At 74.9% G+C, this 17,164-nt stretch carries 12 protein-coding genes; 7 read left to right on the top strand and 5 right to left on the bottom strand.

Features of this window, described 5'->3' with window-relative positions:
* The first annotated feature begins 200 nt into the window (after positions 1 to 200).
* Positions 201 to 1,250 carry a family 2 encapsulin nanocompartment cargo protein polyprenyl transferase gene (locus tag ACFCY1_RS36585; protein WP_049657139.1) on the top strand — a complete coding sequence of 350 codons (1,050 nt, stop codon included), beginning with the start codon at positions 201 to 203 and terminating at the stop codon, positions 1,248 to 1,250.
* A 119-nt stretch (positions 1,251 to 1,369) separates the two neighbouring features.
* Here the strand turns inward: ACFCY1_RS36585 and ACFCY1_RS36580 are convergent, their stop codons facing one another.
* Positions 1,370 to 2,410 (bottom strand): NAD-dependent epimerase/dehydratase family protein, encoded by a 1,041-nt coding sequence (locus tag ACFCY1_RS36580; RefSeq protein ID WP_375877327.1) that lies wholly within the window; start codon positions 2,408 to 2,410, stop codon positions 1,370 to 1,372.
* 293 nt (positions 2,411 to 2,703) lie between these two features.
* Here ACFCY1_RS36580 and ACFCY1_RS36575 point away from each other — a divergent pair, with 293 nt between their 5' ends.
* Complete coding sequence (locus tag ACFCY1_RS36575) at positions 2,704 to 4,038, top strand: DUF1254 domain-containing protein (protein ID WP_049657142.1); 1,335 nt, start codon at positions 2,704 to 2,706, stop codon at positions 4,036 to 4,038.
* An 847-nt stretch (positions 4,039 to 4,885) separates the two neighbouring features.
* Here the strand turns inward: ACFCY1_RS36575 and ACFCY1_RS36570 are convergent.
* Complete coding sequence (locus tag ACFCY1_RS36570) at positions 4,886 to 6,709, bottom strand: sigma-70 family RNA polymerase sigma factor (protein WP_375877326.1); 1,824 nt, start codon at positions 6,707 to 6,709, stop codon at positions 4,886 to 4,888.
* 315 nt (positions 6,710 to 7,024) lie between these two features.
* Between ACFCY1_RS36570 and radA the strand changes: the two genes are divergently transcribed.
* On the top strand, positions 7,025 to 8,548 hold the full coding sequence (gene radA / locus ACFCY1_RS36565; RefSeq protein ID WP_375877325.1) for a DNA repair protein RadA: 1,524 nt from the start codon (positions 7,025 to 7,027) through the stop codon (positions 8,546 to 8,548).
* A gap of 200 nt (positions 8,549 to 8,748) precedes the next feature.
* Positions 8,749 to 9,807 carry a DNA integrity scanning diadenylate cyclase DisA gene (disA, locus tag ACFCY1_RS36560; protein ID WP_049659060.1) on the top strand — a complete coding sequence of 353 codons (1,059 nt, stop codon included), beginning with the start codon at positions 8,749 to 8,751 and terminating at the stop codon, positions 9,805 to 9,807.
* A gap of 219 nt (positions 9,808 to 10,026) precedes the next feature.
* Here disA and ACFCY1_RS36555 read toward each other — a convergent pair whose 3' ends face one another.
* Positions 10,027 to 10,890, bottom strand: coding sequence for a hypothetical protein (locus ACFCY1_RS36555; RefSeq protein ID WP_074001711.1), 864 nt, complete (start codon positions 10,888 to 10,890; stop codon positions 10,027 to 10,029).
* Between the two features lie 193 nt (positions 10,891 to 11,083).
* Here ACFCY1_RS36555 and ACFCY1_RS36550 point away from each other — a divergent pair, with 193 nt between their 5' ends.
* Positions 11,084 to 12,010, top strand: coding sequence for an A/G-specific adenine glycosylase (locus ACFCY1_RS36550; protein WP_375877324.1), 927 nt, complete (start codon positions 11,084 to 11,086; stop codon positions 12,008 to 12,010).
* A gap of 65 nt (positions 12,011 to 12,075) precedes the next feature.
* Here the strand turns inward: ACFCY1_RS36550 and ACFCY1_RS36545 are convergent, their stop codons facing one another.
* Complete coding sequence (locus ACFCY1_RS36545) at positions 12,076 to 13,671, bottom strand: MDR family MFS transporter (protein WP_375877323.1); 1,596 nt, start codon at positions 13,669 to 13,671, stop codon at positions 12,076 to 12,078.
* A 222-nt stretch (positions 13,672 to 13,893) separates the two neighbouring features.
* Between ACFCY1_RS36545 and ACFCY1_RS36540 the strand changes: the two genes are divergently transcribed.
* Positions 13,894 to 14,526 (top strand): TetR/AcrR family transcriptional regulator, encoded by a 633-nt coding sequence (locus ACFCY1_RS36540; RefSeq protein WP_053112112.1) that lies wholly within the window; start codon positions 13,894 to 13,896, stop codon positions 14,524 to 14,526.
* Between the two features lie 37 nt (positions 14,527 to 14,563).
* On the opposite strand, the gene ACFCY1_RS36535 is transcribed toward ACFCY1_RS36540, so the two are convergent.
* Positions 14,564 to 15,496 carry a M23 family metallopeptidase gene (locus tag ACFCY1_RS36535; RefSeq protein ID WP_375877322.1) on the bottom strand — a complete coding sequence of 311 codons (933 nt, stop codon included), beginning with the start codon at positions 15,494 to 15,496 and terminating at the stop codon, positions 14,564 to 14,566.
* A gap of 354 nt (positions 15,497 to 15,850) precedes the next feature.
* Between ACFCY1_RS36535 and ACFCY1_RS36530 the strand changes: the two genes are divergently transcribed.
* The gene (locus tag ACFCY1_RS36530; RefSeq protein WP_375877321.1) at positions 15,851 to 17,077 is read left to right on the top strand and encodes a threonine aldolase family protein; all 1,227 of its coding nucleotides are present in this window, start codon (positions 15,851 to 15,853) and stop codon (positions 17,075 to 17,077) included.
* Positions 17,078 to 17,164 lie beyond the last annotated feature (87 nt).

Genomic DNA, 17,164 nt, shown 5'->3' with positions numbered 1-17,164 from the left:
AAGCCGCATCACACCATCCGGCCCCGGCGTACTTATGACCCCGCGCGTACGGACCCGGCCGGTACGACCCCGGCGCGTACCGACCCTGCCGGCACGGGCCCGGCCGGGGCGAGGCGCGACCGCGCCCGGCACCGCAGCGCAACTCCGGTCCGCCGTCGGCGGGCCGTCCCACGACAGGCGCCCGACAGGGGGAGAGACCCATGACGAGTCCCACGCTGGAGCGGGACCACAAAGAGGGGCACGAGGCGGCGGACATCCTCGCCCGGACCCGCGCCCTGGTCGACCCGGTCCTGCGGGCCGCCGTCGACTCGCTGCCCGGCACCATGCGCAAGGTGTCCGGCTACCACTTCGGCTGGTGGGAGGCGGACGGCACCCCCGCCGAGGCCCCCGCCGGCAAGGCGATCCGGCCGGCCATGGTCCTCGCCGCCACCCAGGCCCTGGGCGGCAGGCCCAACGAGGCCGTCGCCGCGGCCGCCGCGGTGGAGCTGGTGCACAACTTCACCCTGCTCCACGACGACGTCATCGACCGGGACGACACCCGGCGCCACCGGCCCACCGCCTGGCGGGTGTTCGGCACCACCGAGGCCATCCTGGCCGGGGACGCCATGCACTCCCTCGCGCTGCGCCTGCTCGCCGAGGACACCCACCCGGCCGCCCAGGGCTCGATCCGCCGGCTCGCCGACTGCGTGGTCGAGCTCTGCGAGGGCCAGCAGATCGACTGCGCCTTCGAGCGGCGCGACGACGTCTCGCTGCCCGAGTGCCTGGCGATGGCGGAGGCCAAGACCGGCGCGCTGCTCGGCGCGGCCTGCTCGATGGGCGCCCTGTACGGGGGTGCCTCCGAGGAGGCGGCGCAGGCGCTGGACGGCTTCGGCCGGGAGATCGGCCTGGCCTTCCAGCTGATCGACGACCTGATCGGCATCTGGGGGGATCCGGCGGTCACGGGCAAGCCGGTCGGCGCGGACCTGGTCGCCCGGAAGAAGTCGCTGCCGGTGGTCGCGGCGCTGGGGTCCGGCACCGTGGACGGCAAGCGGCTGGCCGAGCTGTACGCGATCGAACGCCCGCTGAGCCCCGAGGAGTTGGCGCAGTGCGCGGCGGCCGTCGAGGCGGCCGGAGGGCGTGGTTGGGCGCAGGGCGAGTCCTGCGAGCGGATGGCCACGGCGATGGCGCAGCTGGCCGCCGCGGTCCCGGAGCCGGCCGCGGCCGACGAGCTGCTGGCGCTCGCCGAGCTGGTCACCCGCCGTACGCACTGAGCGGGCCGCCCGGGCCGGATGCGTCCCCGGGCCTTTCCCCGGTGCCTCCCCGGGGGTGGGAGGCTGGCCCGGCCGGCTTCCCACCCCCGGCCGCCTCCACGGCCCGGCCGACCTCGCCGTCAGCCGAAGGCGGCCAACAGCCGCCGCTCCTTGGCGGGTTCGATGCCGTGCCGCACCGCCGCCCCCGGCCGCCCCTTGCGCCCCTCGGCGTCGGTGTCCTCGACCGGCCCGCGCGTCCGCAGCCACTCCCAGGTGTCCCGCGCCGTCTCGGCGAACGGCCGGCAGCGCAGCCCGGCCGCCTCCGCCCGGCCGGTGTCGGCCAGCCAGACGCCCGCCAGCTCGGGCAGGTCCGGTGCCCAGAGCGGGAGTTCGGTCCACCAGTCGACCCGGTCCGGCCCCTCGGCGAGCAGCGGCCCGTCCGGGACCCGGACCAGCTCGGTGTCCGCGGCGCCCGCCACCTCCCGGCAGGTCTCCAGCCACTCGCCGAAGCGGAGCCGCCCCGGCGGCGCCGTCGTGACGAACCGCCCCGCCGTCCCGGCCGTCAGCAGGTCCAGCCCGAAGCCGGCGAAGTCCCGGACGTCGATCACCTGCATGGTCCGCCGCGGATCCCCCGGGGCGAGCACCCGCCCGCCGCGCGCCATCCGCTCCAGCCACCAGGGCAGCCGGCCGCCGAACTCGTACGGCCCGACGAGCAGCCCGCTGTTCAGCACCAGCGTGCGCCCGGCGCCGAACCCCGCCAGCACGGCGCGCTCGCAGCCGGCCTTCAGGGCGTTGCCGGGCGGCTGGTCGGGCGGGGTGTCGGCGGGGCAGGGGTGCGGCGCGGAGCCCTCGTCGACCACGTGGGCGGGCCAGTCGGCGAAGGCGTGCACGGAGGAGACGAGGGTGTAGTGCCCGGCCCGCCCGCGCAGCAGCCGGGCGCTGAGCGCGGCCTGGGCGGGCTGCTGGGCGGAGGTGTCGACGACGGCGTCCCAGCCGCGGCCGTCGACCAGCCGAGCGAGGTCCCCGGCGCTGTCGCGGTCGCCCCGGACGGCCTCGACACCGGGCAGGTCGGCGGCGCTGCGGCCGCGGTTGAAGGTGGTCACCCGGTGGCCCCTGGCGAGGGCATCGGCAGCGTAGGCCCGTCCGAGGAAGGACGAGCCCCCAAGCAGGAGGATCTTCATACCGACGACCCTCTCCCGGCCGCCCCGCCGGTACGCCCGGATCAGCGCTCAGCAGATCCCGGCGGGCGGAAGCCGCGCGGCGTCCGGTCCGACGTGCCGCCCCACCCGGCCCCGCTTAGCATCCGAGGTGTACCGCGGTCGGCGACCGCACTCCGGCCCGGTGCGCGACCCGGACGGCGGACCCGCCCGCCGCGCCGGCACCGACGGCCCGCCGGCGTCGAGCGTCCCTCCGGTGCCGCGCCGGCGGCGCCGCCCCCGCCGACCGGCTGCCCGCCCCGGACGAAGGACCCGTGATGAACCAGCCCGAGCTGGAGGCCCTGGCCGCCGACGCGTACGTCTACGGCTACCCGCTGGTCGCCGGCCTCACCATGGTCGAGCGCTTCGACCGCGGCGGCCTGGGCACCCTGCCGGCGGCGCCGTTCAACCACCTCAGCCACGCCACCCGGCTGGCCGGTCCGGCCGACCGCTTCGTCTCGGTCAACAACGACACGGTCTACTCGATCGCCCAGCTCGACCTCTCCGAGGGCCCGCAGGTGCTGCGCGTCCCGGACACCGCCGGCGCCTACTACGTGCTGCAGGTCATCGACGCCTGGACGGACAACGTCGCCTACCTCGGCCGCCGGGCCACCGGCACCGGCGCGCAGACCTGGCTGATCGTCCCGCCCGGCTGGCACGGCACCCCCTCGGACCCCGACCGGGTGATCGAACTGCCGACCACCGTCGGCACCCTCGTCGGCCGCTTCGCCTGCGCCGGCCCGGACGACTTCCCCCGGGTCCGGGCCCTCCAGGCCGCCCTCGAACTGGAACCGCTGGAACCCGGAGGCCTGGTCGCCGGACTCCCCGAACCGGACGCGGACGTCCCCGAGCGGCTGGCCTTCTTCGAGCGGCTGCGGGTCTGGATGCAGGCCTTCCCGCCCGCCACCGCCGACATCGAGTACCAGCGCCGCTTCGCCCCGCTCGGCCTGCTCGACGACGGCGCCTCGCCGTACCGCGCGGCCGCCGCCGAATGGACACTGGCGCTGGCCAAGGGCCTGGCCGCCGGCCGCGAACGGGTCGAGGACGCCACCCGCCCGCCCGAGGACCACCCGCCCGGCGAGTGGCGCAGCGCCCTCCACCTCTTCGACTACAACACCGACCACCTGGGCCCCGGCACCCTCGACGACCCCGAGTGGCGCATCCCCGACCGCCGCGCCGCCTACCTCAGCCGGGCCGCCGCCGCCCGGGCCGGCCTCTGGGGCAACCACGCCTACGAGGCCTCGTACGCGATGACCTACGACGACTCCGACGGCCGGCCCCTCACCGGCCTCCACGACTACACCCTGCGCTTCGACCAGCCGCCCCCGGCCGGGGCGTTCTGGTCCGTCACGATGTACTCCGTCCCGGACTACTACCTGGTGGAGAACCCGATCGACCGCTACTCGATCGGCGACCGCACCCCAGGACTGGTCCACGGCGAGGACGGCTCCCTCACCCTGACCCTCCGGCACGACCAGCCCGAGGACCCGACCGCCGCCGCCAACTGGCTCCCCACCCCACCCGGCGAGTTCCGCCCCATCCTCCGCATCTACCAACCCGAACCCGCCGTCCTGGACGGCACCTACCAAGTCCCCCCGATCCACCGCCTCTGACTCCCCCCGGGCCCACCCCGCCCCGCCGCCCCGGACCCCAGCCCGCCCGGCACCCCGGCCCCTACCGCGCACACCCCGCAAGCCGCGCTGCCCCCGGGACCCCGCCGCGCTCGCCCCGCCAGCACCCCAGCTCCCACCCCCGCACGCCCCGCCGCCCCTTGATTTCCCGCCGCCCCCAGACCTCAACCCGCCAGCACCCCGGCCCCTACCGCGCACGCCCCACCGTCACCCCGGACCTACCACGCACGCTCCGCCGCGATCCCGGCTCCCACCCCGGGCCCCTGCCGCGCCCGCCCCGCCGCCACCCACCTCGGGCCCACCCCGCACGCCCCGCCAGCACCTCGGATCCCGCCGCGCACGAGAAGTCGGGTGGGCCGGCTTCTCGTGCGTTCCCGGTTTTGCGGGCGGGATTATGGCGGTCGGTCTACATATTCGGCTCCTGGCCCGCCCTCGGCGCGCGCGAGAAGTCGGCCTGATCGACTTCTGGCGCGCTCCCGGCTTCGGGCTGGCCGGTGAAATATGCAGGTCGGTCTACAAATCCAGCCAGGCTGGGCCCTGTTGCGCATGAGAAGTCGGCCGGGTCGACTTTTCGTGCATCCTCGGCCTGGGGCTCTGGAGAAGCACGCAGGTCGGTGTATTTGCCCGCTGGTGTTGCGTGGGAAGTCGGGTGGGCCGACTTCCTGTGCGGCCTTGCCGGCTACTGCGGGCGGGATTACGGCGGTCGGTCTACGTATTCGGCCCCTGGCCCGCCCCGCCGTGCACGAGAAGTCGGCCGGGTCGACTTCTCGCGCGCCCGTGCCCTCCGGGTGCCGGCCGGGAGGGAGGGCTGCCGCGTTTGCGCGGGCCGTTAGTGCTGCGACGGGGAGGCCGTTGCCGTGCCCGTCGGATGTGGCGAGGAGTTCGTGGCCGTGCCCGAGGGGGACGGGGTGCTCGTCGGTGGGTCGGAGGGCGACGGGGACGCGGTGGGTGCCGCCGTGGGCGAGGTGGTGGTGGAACCGCTGGGCGCCGGTGTCGCCGGCGTCGAGGACGGTGTCGACGACGGCGACGGATCGGCCGGGGAGGAGGCGGAGCCGCCACGGTTGTGCGGCCCGCCCTCCAGGGTGACCACCGCCTGGGAGGGCGGCAGCGCGATCCGGGCGGTCCAGTGGGTCGTCGGCGCCTGGTCCTCGTCCACGGTGACGATCACGGTGATCCGCTGGCCGGGCGCCAGGGTGCCGGCGTCGCGGCTGAGCCGGAGCCAGCCGGCGTCCGTCACCGCGTGCCAACGGATCTCCGTGGCGCCGGAGTTGGTGAGGGTGAGGATGGTCCGGCTGCCGTACTCGCCGGCCTCGACGGTGAGCAGCCCGGCCGGGGCCGGCTCGCCGGTGCCCGTCGCGGAGGCCTGGTCGGCAGCCGGGGCCGGTGCGGCGACCAGGGTCGGGCTGCTGAGCGGGGTCGCGCCGTGGGCCGGGACCGGGATGGCCGCGCCCTGGAAGGTGAGCCGCGGAAAACCGGGAGGCAACGTTTCTGCATCGCTTGTGCCGACACCGCCCGCGACCATCCCGGGCCCGGCCCCCGCCAGCTCCATCCCGGGCATGCCGGGCGCACCCGCCCCAGCCGGGCCGTCCACCGCGGGCCGGGGCCGCTGCCCGGTCGGCTGCCCGGCCGCGTCCACCCGTACCGCCGACACCGAGGCCGCCGACCCCGACCCGACACCGCCCCGGTGCCCGGCCCAGAGAGCGATCACCGGCGCCGCCAGTACGGCCGCCAGCACGCCGGTGGTCACCACCCGCCGACGCACCGCCAACCCGCGCCCCGCGTCCGGCGCCCGGTGCCGGGGGAAGCCGCTCTGGTCGAACCGCAGCCCCGGCTCCGCGCCCCGAGCACCCGCTACCCGAGGACCCACAGCCCGAGCGGCCGCCGCCGGAGCGGCCGCCCCGCCGGTGACCGCGACGGCCCCGAGGAGGTCCGCCGGAGCCCGCAGCAGCGCCAACCCGGACAGCCCCGCCGCCCCCGCCGTACCCTCCGCCGCCTCGCCCGCGGCCACCCGTTCCGCCGTCCCCCGGCAGGTCGGGCAGTCCACCACGTGCTGCACCAGCTCCCGGCGCAGCGCCGGGCCGAGCACCCAGTCGCGCCAGGACTCCGCCCCGGCCCCGCCGAGCCGGTCCAGTTCCGGGCAGCTGCCCACGCCGAGCACCAGCAGCGCCGCCCTGGTCCGGGCGACCTCGGCCTCGGCCGCGGCCAGCAGCGCGCGGGTCCGTTCGAACGGCTGGCCCAGTACGGCCGCCACTTCGAGCGGGGTCAGCCGGTGCCGGACGGAGAGTTCCAGCGCCTCGCGCTGTTCCGGGTCGGTGCCGGCCGCCTCGGGCCAGGCGAGCGAGGAGAGCTCGCGCCGCCGTCGGGCCGCCTCGGCCTCGCCGGGCTCGGCCGGGGCGGTCCGCCCGGCCTCGGCACCGGTCGGACCCGGGGCGTCGCCGGCGAGCCGGCGCAGACAGCAGTACCGGGCGAGGGAGAACAGCCAGGCGCGCAGCAGCCCGGGTTCGGCCAGCCGGGCGCCGTGCCGTCGTGCCAGCTCGCGGACCTCGCGCAGGGCGTCGGCGGCCGCGTCGTGCTCGCAGAGCACCGAGAGGCAGTAGGTGAACAGGCCGTCCACCTGCCGGTCGTACGCCGCGAGCACGGCGGCGGCCCGCAACCCGGCCGACCCGGCCGACCCGGCCGACCCGCCGGACCCGCCAGACCCGGCAGGTCTACCCGACCTGCCCGGCCTGACCGATCGGGTCGACCGGGTAGGCCCGTCCGGCCCCACAGTTCTCGTCGTCACCCGTCCGACGGTAGAGAACGCGGACGGCTGACCCCGACCATTCGCCGCGTATGTACTTCTTTCGGGTAACAACATCGCCCATCTGTGTGGACGCGCGGCCGGCCCGCCCGCGGACCCTGGTCGTCGGCCCCGACCCGGACCCGGACGCTGCCGCCGTTGTCGGACCCGGACGCTACGGTGGGCGGCATGCCTCCGCGTTCCAAGACCACCGCCAAGCCCCGCCCGGCGTACCGCTGCACCGAGTGCGGTAACCAGCTGCCCAAGTGGGTCGGCCGCTGCCCGGAGTGCAACGCCTGGGGCACGGTCGAGGAGTACGGCGCGGTGCCGATCCGCACCACGGCCGCCGGCCCGGTCAGCGCGCCCGCCCGCCCGATCGCCCAGGTGGACGGCCAGGTCGCGACGGCCCGTTCGACGGGCGTGCCGGAGCTGGACCGGGTGCTCGGCGGCGGCCTGGTGCCCGGTGCGGTGGTGCTGCTGGCCGGCGAGCCCGGCGTCGGCAAGTCCACCCTGCTGCTGGACGTCGCCGCCAAGGCGGCCACCGCGCAGCACCGCACGCTCTACGTCACCGGCGAGGAGTCGGCCGGCCAGGTCCGGCTGCGCGCGGACCGGATCAACGCCCTCTCCGAGCACCTCTACCTCGCCGCCGAGCAGGATCTCGGCGCGGTGCTCGGGCACATCGAGGCGGTCAACCCCGGCCTGCTGATCCTGGACTCGGTGCAGACCATCGCCTCCGCCGAGCTGGACGGCGCCCCCGGCGGCCCGGCGCAGGTCCGCGAGGTGGCGGGCGCGCTGATCCGGGCGTCGAAGGAGCGCGGCATGGCCACCCTGCTGGTCGGCCACGTCACCAAGGACGGCCAGATCGCCGGTCCGCGCCTGCTGGAGCACCTGGTGGACGTGGTGCTGAGCTTCGAGGGCGACCGGCACGCCCGGCTGCGGCTGATCCGCGGGGTCAAGAACCGTTACGGCGCCACCGACGAGGTCGGCTGCTTCGAGCTGCACGACGAGGGCATCGTCGGCCTGGCCGACCCGTCCGGCCTCTTCCTGACCAGGCGTGACAAGCCCGTCCCGGGCACCTGCCTCACCGTCACCCTGGAGGGCAAGCGCCCGCTGGTGGCCGAGGTGCAGGCACTGATGGTGGATTCGCAGATCCCCTCCCCGCGGCGCACCACCTCGGGTCTGGAGTCCCCCCGGATCGCGATGATCCTGGCCGTGGTCGAGCGGCACGGCGGGGTGAAGCTCGGCAAGCAGGACATCTACACCGCGACGGTCGGCGGGGTGAAGCTGACCGAGCCCTCCGCGGACCTCGCGGTGGCGCTCGCGGTGGCCAGCTCCTCCACCGACACCCCGCTGCCCAGCAACCTGGTGGCGATCGGCGAGGTCGGCCTGGCGGGCGAGGTACGGCGGGTGACGGGTGTGCAGCGGCGGCTCGCCGAGGCGCACCGGCTGGGCTTCACCCACGCCCTGGTCCCGCCGGACCCGGGCAAGGTGCCGCCGGGCATGAAGGTGGTCGAGGTGGCCGACATCGGCGAGGCGCTGCGGGCCATCCCGGGCCGCCGCCGTTCGGCCGCCAAGCCGCGCACCGAGCCGCGCGGTGAGGCACCGTCGGCGCCGCCGTCCCCGCGCTCCGCCCGGGCCGCGGACCGCCCGGCGGCGTACCCCGAGGAGCTGATGGACGGCTGGGAGCCGCTCGACTCCGACGAACTGCGCTGACCCAAGCCCTGCCGAGGCCACACACAGTTAGACTTTCCCCAGTCTCATTGGCCAGAAGGCAGTACCGAGCGGTACTGAGCGACAGAGCAACAGACCGCGGACCGGCGCACGGCGTGAGGCGCGCGGCACGGGTCGACCGGAGGAGTCACGTGGCAGCCAGCGACCGGGGGGCGGACAAGGCCTCCCGCGAGGAGGCCCTGCTGCGGGCCTCCCTCACCGCCATCGCGCCCGGTACCGCGCTTCGTGACGGCCTGGAGCGGGTCCTGCGGGCCAACACCGGCGGTCTGATCGTGCTGGGCTTCGACCGGACCGTCGAGTCCCTGTGCACCGGCGGCTTCGTCCTGGACGTCGAGTTCAGCGCCACCCGGCTGCGCGAGCTGTGCAAGCTGGACGGCGCGGTGGTGCTCGACAAGGACATCACCAAGATCGTCCGGGCCGGCGTGCACCTGATGCCGGACTCGACCATCCCGACCGACGAGACCGGCACCCGCCACCGCACCGCCGAGCGGGTCAACCGGCAGACGGGCTACCCGGTGGTCGCGGTCTCGCACTCGATGCGGCTGATCGCGATGTACGTCAACGGCACCCGCCGGGTGCTGGAGGACTCCACCACCGTCCTGTCCCGCGCCAACCAGGCGCTGGCCACCCTGGAGCGCTACAAGCTGCGCCTGGACGAGGTGGCCGGAACGCTCTCCGCGCTGGAGATCGAGGACCTGGTGACGGTCCGGGACGTCACCGCCGTGGCCCAGCGCCTGGAGATGGTCCGGCTGATCGCCACCGAGATCGCCGGCTACGTGCTGGAGCTCGGCATCGACGGCCGACTGCTCTCGCTGCAGCTGGACGAGCTGATCGCGGGCGTGGAGCCGGAGCGCGAGCTGGTCGCCCGGGACTACTTCCCGGAGCGGGCCGCCAAGAAGGGCCGGACGGTCACCGAGGTGCTGGCCGACCTGGAGGCGCTCACCCACGCCGAGCTGCTGGACCTCCAGACCGTCGCCAAGGCGCTCGGCTACTCGGGCTCGCCGGAGTCGCTGGACTCGGCCGTCTCGCCGCGCGGCTACCGCCTGCTGGCGAAGATCCCGCGCCTGCCCAACACGGTCATAGAGCGCCTGGTCGAGCACTTCGGCGGCCTCCAGAAGCTGCTCGCCGCGAGCATCGACGACCTGCAGACCGTCGAGGGCGTCGGCGAGACCCGTGCCCGCTCGGTCCGCGAGGGCCTGTCCCGCCTTGCCGAATCGTCCATCCTGGAGCGCTACGTCTGACCGGACGCGCCACCGTACGGACACCCGAACACCGCGACGGCCCCCGGGGGAACCTCCCCGGGGGCCGTCGCGCGTCCGCACCGCACCCCGGCCGCCCCGCGCACCCCGCCCGCGTCCGCCCCCGCCCGCGTCCGCCGTCCGCCCCCGCCCGGCACCCCGGACACGGCGGAGCCCCCGGCCGAGCGACGGCCAGGGGCTCCGAGGGAAGGTGACCGGTTCTCAGCCGTCCAGCCGGATCGAGGCCCGCGCCGAGACCTTGTCCCCGGAGAGCCCGGTGAGCTCCGCGAGCACCACGTAGGTGCCGCTCGGCGGCGGCGTCTGGTCGGCGGTCGCGCACTGCGGCTTGCTGCGGCTGCGGTCCCAGGTGAAGGTCTCGGTCTGGTTGCCGTTCGCGCCGAGCTGCACCCAGATGCTGCCCTTGTCGGTCGGGCAGTCGCCGGAGGACCAGACCCGGTCGTTGTTGCTGCCGCTCACCGTGATCACGGAGGCGGTGCGGCCCAGGTCCACCCGGCAGTTGGTGCCGGAGGAGTTCTTGACGGTCAGGGCCAGCCGGGGCTTGTCCTTGGGCTGGTACGAGTTCTGGGTGCCGGCCAGCTCCAGCGCCACCTGAGAGGAGGCGCAGACCGGCAGCGCCATGACCTCGGGGGTGTTCACCGGCGGAGCGCCGCCGCCCGTACCGCCGGAGCCGCCCGTGCCGCCACCGGTGCCGCCGCCGGTCGCCGGCGCGGCGCCGCCCCCGGGGGCCGGGTTGGCGCCGCCGGCGCCGGTGCCGCCGCTGAGGTTGACCTCGGTGCCGCCACCGCCCGCCACCGGTCCGCCCCCGGAGCCGCCGCCCGGGCGCGCCGCGGGGCCGCTCGGTGAGGCGCCGGGCGTGATCGCCTGAGCCGGTGTCTGGTTCTGGGACTGGGAGGGAACGGCCTGTGCGGCGTTGCCCGGTGAGCCGCCGTCACCGCCCCCGCCCTGATCGATCATCAGCCAGGCGATCAGGGCGACGACCGCCGCGACGGCGACGAGCACGATGACGCGCCGACGCCAGTAGATCGAGGCCGGCAGTGGTCCGACGGGTTGACGCAGAGAAGGCACGACCAAACTCTACGAGACTGTGTGTGGCGATTGACTCACCAACACCGCACAGTCGCCCCTTCCTTCACATGATCCGCCATTTGATCCGTTCGAGCGAGCCCCAATCGGACGATTTCCGGTCGGTCCCCCGGTCGGTCCGGAGCAGACTGATCCACTTCGGCCCGGTCGGCGGGCATGGGAGGATCGAAGGGCCATGACTGCCATCACCACCCCTGCCACCGCCGCCGACGCCGCCCGGCCGCCGATGCCCCTGCCGCTGTTCCACTCGACCGTCCTGGACTGGTACGAGGCGAGCAAGCGGGACCTGCCCTGGCGGACCCCCGACGCCACGCCCTGGGCGGTCATGGTGAGCGAGTTCATGCTCCAGCAGACCCCGGTCAAGCGCGTGCTGCCCGCCTGGGAGGCCTGGCTCACCCGCTGGCCGACCCCGGCCGACCTCGCCGCCGACGCGCCCGGCGAGGCGGTCCGGATGTGGGGCCGGCTGGGCTACCCGCGCCGGGCGCTGCGCTTGCACGCGGCCGCGGTGGCGATCACCGAGCAGCACGACGGCGAGGTCCCGGACGACCACGCCACCCTGCTCTCGCTGCCCGGGGTGGGGGAGTACACCGCCGCCGCCGTCGCCTCCTTCGCCTTCCGCCAGCGGCACGTGGTGCTGGACACCAACGTCCGCCGGGTCTTCGCCCGCGCGGTGACCGGCGTCGAGTACCCGGCCCAGGCCACCACCGCCGCCGAGCGCCGCACCGCCACCGCGCTGCTGCCGGACGACGCCGAGACGGCCGCCACCTGGGCGGTCGGCGTGATGGAGCTGGGCGCGCTGGTCTGCACCGCCCGCGGCCCGGAGTGCGGGGACTGCCCGCTGTTCACCACCTGCGCCTGGCAGCGGGCCGGCCGCCCGCCGTACGAGGGCCCGGCCCGGCGCGGCCAGTCCTACGAGGGGACGGACCGCCAGGTGCGCGGCAAGCTGCTCGCGGTGCTGCGCGAGGCGCACGGGACGGTGCCGCAGGCCCGGCTGGACGCGGTCTGGCCGGACTCGGTGCAGCGGGCCCGGGCGCTGGACGGCCTGGTGGCGGACGGCCTGGTCGAGCCGGTCGAGCAGGGCGTCTACCGGCTGCCCCAGTAAGCGGCGGAACACGAAGGCGCCCCCGGGAGAGGACCTCCCGGGGGCGCCTTCGCGCGCGGGGACCGTCAGACGGCCGCCGCCTCCAGCGAGGACTCGGCCGGAGCCTCGCCCTTGCCGGTGCCACGCAGCGGCACCTCGCGGAGGAACACCGCCGCGGCGATCGCGATCACGGCCACCCCGGCGCCCCACAGGAAGACGGTGTGCATGCCGTTGGACACCGCGTGGTTGTAGGCGTCCTGGACGTAGTCCGGCAGCTTGTGGAGCTCCTCCAGGCTGCTCTGCTGCGGGTCCTTCATGCCGCCCGGGGGCATCGGCTTCCCGGCCAGCATCTCCGACATGGTGTCGGTCACCCGGTTGTTGAACAGCGCGCCGAACAGCGCGACGCCGAAGGAGCCGCCGATGGTGCGGAACAGCGTGGCGGTGGAGCTGGCCACGCCCATGTCCTTGAGCTCGACGCTGTTCTGCGCGACCAGCATGGTGATCTGCATCAGGAAGCCCATGCCGGCGCCGAGCACGACCATCCAGCAGGCCGAGGTGAACCTGGTGGTCCCGATGCCCATGGTGGAGAGCAGGATCAGGCCGACGGTCATCACGATGGTGCCGATGATCGGGTAGATCCGGTACTTGCCGGTCTTGGTGACGGCCTGGCCGACCACCAGCGAGACGATCAGCATGCCGAACATCATCGGCATCAGCAGCAGGCCGGAGTTGGTCGCCGAGGCGCCCTGGACCGTCTGCTGGTAGAGCGGCAGGAAGACGGTCGAGCCGAACATCACGAAGCCGACGATGAAGCCGATGATCGAGACCAGGGTGAAGTTCAGGTTCCGGAACAGGCTCAGCGGGAGCATCGGCTCCTCGGCCCGCTGCTCCACGTAGCAGAAGGCGATCAGCGAGGCGGCGGCGAGCGCGGTCAGGCCCAGGATCTCCTTGGAACCCCAGGCGTACTGCTGGCCGCCCCAGGTGGTGATCAGCACCAGCGAGGTGATGCCGGTGGTGAGCAGCACGACGCCCGCGTAGTCGATCTTGGCGGTGTTGCGAACCTTCGGCAGCTTCAGGGTCACGACGACCACGGCGAGCGCGATCAGGCCGAGCGGCAGGTTGATGTAGAAGGTCCAGTGCCAGCTCAGGTGGTCGGTGATGAAGCCGCCGGCCAGCGGGCCGCCGATGGTGGCGAGGGCCATCACCGCGGCGAACATGCCCTGGTACTTGCCGCGGTCGCGCGGCGGGACGAGCGCGCCCATGATCGACATGACGCCGACCATCAGACCGCCGGCGCCCAGGCCCTGCACGGCGCGGAAGCCGATCAGCTCGTTCATGTTCTGCGACAGGCCGGACAGCGCCGAACCCACCAGGAAGATCACGATCGAGGTGAGGAAGGTGCCCTTGCGGCCGTACATGTCGCCGAGCTTGCCCCAGACCGGGGTGGAGGCGGCGGTCGCCAGGGTGTACGCCGTGACCACCCAGGACAGGTGCTCGCCGCCGCCGAGGTCGTGGACGATGGTCGGCATCGCGGTGCCGACGATCAGGTTGTCGAGCATGGCCAGCAGCATGGTGACGACCAGGCCGACCATCACGAGGCGGATCTCGCGGGGCGACCGCGGCTGCTCCTCCTCGGTCGTCTTGTCCTCCGGCACCGGGCTGGCGGTCTTGGACTGTGACATGAGGTGGGGTCTCCCGGAGGGTGGTTCGGACGGAGCGTCGTGCCGTGCGGCGGCTCACTTACTTGTCGCCCGGCTAGTTTATCGACCGTCGGCACGGTAGGTTGTTTCCTAGCCGGTCGTCAAGCCAGTTTCCCGACCGGCCTTCTGGGCAGGGAGAATGGGCCCGGGGCGAACACCGCTCCGGGGTCCGCAGTAGTCACCGACGCAGTCATGAGGCAGGCCATGGGCACTCCGCACAGCCCCCGCAGCGACACCCGGGCTCGCATCATCGAGGTGTCACTGGAGCTCTTCGCCGAGCAGGGCTACGAGCAGACCTCACTGCGCGAGATCGCCGACCGCCTGGGCGTCACCAAGGCCGCGCTCTACTACCACTTCAAGACCAAGGACGACATCGTCCTGGGCATCGTCGAGCGGATGGCCGCGCCGATCGACGAGTCCATCGCGTGGGGCCGCAAGCAGGCCTGGAGCCCGGAGATGCGCGACGAGCTGATCCGCCGCTTCGCGGACGGGATGGCCGAGCGGGCCCCGCTGCTGCGCTTCTTCCACGAGAACCAGCCCGCGCTGCGCGAGTCCCCGGCCGGGCTGGCCTTCCGGGACCGCATGATCACCATGATGCAGCTGGTGCACGGGCCGGGGGCGGACTTCCACGACCGGCTGCGGGCCGCGATGGCGCTGTTCACCGTCCACTCGTCGCTGTTCCTGCTCAAGCAGGACAAGGCGGACTGCGGCCACACCCCGAACGTGTGGGGCGAGCAGCCGCCCCCCGCCGGCCTGGACGAGGCGATCGGGGCGGCCCGGGACATCGCGCTGGAGATCGGCGCCGGGATCAGCCACCCCGCCCGCACCACCGGCTGAGGGCGCCGGTCCCGCAGGGCCCGGCGCCCGGGGCGGCTCAGAAGTCCGTGACGCCGTGCCCCGCGAGGTACGCGATCGGGTTGACCACCGCGCCGTAGCGGTTGCTGGTGCGGATCTCGAAGTGCAGGTGCGGGCCGGTCGAGTTGCCGGTGCTCCCGGACAGCCCGATCCGCTCGCCCGCGGACACCCGCTGGCCCGCCGAGACGGTGACCGAGGACATGTGGGCGTACTGCGCGAAGTGCCCGTCCGCCAGCCGCAGCACGACCTCCTTGCCGTACGCGCCGTCCCAGCCGGCCGACACCACGCTCGCGTCGCCGACCGCCAGCAGCGGCGTGCCCGGGGAGACCGCGAAGTCCACCCCGGTGTGGTACCCGGCGGCGTAGCTGCGGTTGGCCTTCCCGTACGGGTTGCTGGTCGGCGCGTTCGGCACCGGGGCCGACCACCCGGGAGTCGGCGCGGGCCCGGGCTCCGGCGCGGGTCCGGCCTCCGGGGCCGGCTCGTCGGCGGGATCCGGCTCCGGCTCCGGTGCCGGCGGTTCGAACGGCAGCAGGTTGGGCGCCACCGTCACGAACTCCTGTGCCGAGTCGCCGTCGTCGGGCAGCTTGTACGGGCTGGGGCCGGCCACCTGGACCAGCCCCGCGCTCGGCACCTCCGCCCGCGGCACGGTGAAGGCCGAGCTGCCCGGCGTGGTGGGCCGTACGGTCTGCGCCGAGGCCGTGCCCGGGGTGGCCACCAGCAGCACGCCGGCGAGCAGCGTGGCGACCGCTCCTGCCGAGGCCAGCGCGTGGTCGTGCTCGGCCCGCTGACGGCTGCCGGGCAGGGTGGTGTGCCGGGGCGCCCCGAGGGCGCGCAGCGGCGCGGCCTGGGTGCGGACGGCGTGGCCGATCCGGGGCTGCCAGACGGCGGCCCGGGCCGCCGCCTGGGCGGCGAGCCGGCGCAGGGCCGGCCCCACGGGTGGGACGGTGGACATCTGCCGTACCTCACGGATCGTACGAGGGCAGCACGAAGCGCCCGTTCGGGCGCGTGCTGAGCGGGGGACCACTCAGGTGTAACGGTCACCGGGCGGAGTCCCAAACGCGGTGATGTACTACGGCGTGTAGTCATCGTGGCGCCGGAGATTCAAACCGACGGAGCAATGATCATGAGATCGGATCGCCCATGACCGCTCCGGGCCGTCCACCGCTTCCCCGGCCCCGCTACTACCGCCGGTCGTACCGTGCCGGAGGCCTGTGACCAGCACCACGCGCGGCCGGGGTTTCGCGGGCTCGAACCGCTTTCCGTCCGCACCGCTGACCGGTCCGGCCCGCTGCGGGACCATCGAGCCATGTATGGCAACAGGAGCGAAGACACCGACGCCGGTGACCGCCCGAGCCTGCCGGACCGCCGCTTCGCCGCCCTGCGCGGCTGCGAGCGACTGCTGTCCGGGGCCCGGCCGCAGAGCATCCGCGAACGCCTCGCCGACCTGGCCGGCCCGCCGCCGGGCGCCGCCCCCGACCCGGACGGAGCACCCGACCCGGACGCCGCCCCCGAGCCGCACGGCGCCCCCGACCTGGACGGCCGCCCGGACCAGTACGGCGACGGCGTGGTCCGCACCCTGGAGCACCGGGTCGCCGAGCTGCTCGGCACCGAGGACGCGGCCTTCTTCCCGACCGGCACGATGGCCCAGCAGATCGCCCTGCGGATCCACGCCGAGGCCGCCGGGTGCCGCACCGTGGTCACCCACCCGCTGGCCCACACCGACCGGCACGAGCGGCACGCGCTCGGCGTGCTGACCGGGCTGCGCAGCCTCTGGCCGACCGCCGAGCCGCGCCAGCCCACCGCCGAGGAGCTGCGCGCCCTGGACGAGCCCTACGCCGCGCTGAGCCTGGAGCTGCCGCTGCGCGACGCCGGGTTCGTGCTGCCCGGCTGGCCGGAGCTGGTGGAGCTGGCCGCGGTGGTGCGGGAGGAGCACGGCGCGGCGCTGCACCTGGACGGCGCCCGGATCTGGGAGTCCGCGGTCGCCCTCGGCCGGCCGCTGCCGGAGCTCGCCGGCCTGGCCGACTCGGTCTACGTCTCCTTCTACAAGACGCTCGGCGGGATCAGCGGCGCCGCGCTGGCCGGCCCGGGCGGCTTCGTCCGCACCGCCCGGGCCTGGCGGCACCGCTACGGCGGCCAGCTCTACCAGCAGTGGCCGTTCGCGCTCGCCGCGCTGGCCGGGCTGGAGCGCGAACTGCCGCGGCTGGCCGGGTACGTGGCGCACGCCCGGACGGTCGCCGGGGCGCTGGCCCGGGCGTTCGCGGCCGTCCCCGGCGCCCGGGTGCACCCGGCCCCGCCGCACACCCACCAGTTCCAGCTCTGGCTGCCGTACCCGGTCGGGGAGTTGGAGGAGGCCGGGCTGGGGCTGGCCGAGGACACCGGAATCGGGCTGTTCGGGGCCTGGCGCGCGGGCGGGCCGCCGGGGCTGTCGGTGACCGAGGTCACGGTCGCCGCGTCCGCCCTCGACTGGACCGCCGCCGACGTCGCGGTGGCGGCCGCCGCCTTCCTGGACCGGCTGCCGGCCGTCCGGGCCTGACAAAGCGTCCGGCCCGCCCCCGCGCGCTGCGGGGACGGGCCGGACGTGGAGTTGTCAGAGCTGCCTGGTCACAGGCCGATCGCTACC

This window comes from Kitasatospora sp. NPDC056273, assembly GCF_042268845.1.
Taxonomy (GTDB): Bacteria; Actinomycetota; Actinomycetes; order Streptomycetales; family Streptomycetaceae; genus Kitasatospora.
This window is presented reverse-complemented; position numbering and strand designations above follow the sequence as displayed.

What these genes read in the sequence shown, in the direction of transcription:
- ACFCY1_RS36585 (WP_049657139.1), top strand. Translation starts at nt 201, where the DNA reads ATGACGAGTCCCACGCTGGAGCGGGACCACAAAGAGGGGCACGAGGCG.
- ACFCY1_RS36580 (WP_375877327.1), bottom strand. Translation starts at nt 2,410, where the DNA reads ATGAAGATCCTCCTGCTTGGGGGCTCGTCCTTCCTCGGACGGGCCTAC.
- ACFCY1_RS36575 (WP_049657142.1), top strand. Translation starts at nt 2,704, where the DNA reads ATGAACCAGCCCGAGCTGGAGGCCCTGGCCGCCGACGCGTACGTCTAC.
- radA (WP_375877325.1), top strand. Translation starts at nt 7,025, where the DNA reads ATGCCTCCGCGTTCCAAGACCACCGCCAAGCCCCGCCCGGCGTACCGC.
- ACFCY1_RS36550 (WP_375877324.1), top strand. Translation starts at nt 11,084, where the DNA reads ATGACTGCCATCACCACCCCTGCCACCGCCGCCGACGCCGCCCGGCCG.
- ACFCY1_RS36545 (WP_375877323.1), bottom strand. Translation starts at nt 13,671, where the DNA reads ATGTCACAGTCCAAGACCGCCAGCCCGGTGCCGGAGGACAAGACGACC.
- ACFCY1_RS36540 (WP_053112112.1), top strand. Translation starts at nt 13,894, where the DNA reads ATGGGCACTCCGCACAGCCCCCGCAGCGACACCCGGGCTCGCATCATC.
- ACFCY1_RS36535 (WP_375877322.1), bottom strand. Translation starts at nt 15,496, where the DNA reads ATGTCCACCGTCCCACCCGTGGGGCCGGCCCTGCGCCGGCTCGCCGCC.
- ACFCY1_RS36530 (WP_375877321.1), top strand. Translation starts at nt 15,851, where the DNA reads ATGTATGGCAACAGGAGCGAAGACACCGACGCCGGTGACCGCCCGAGC.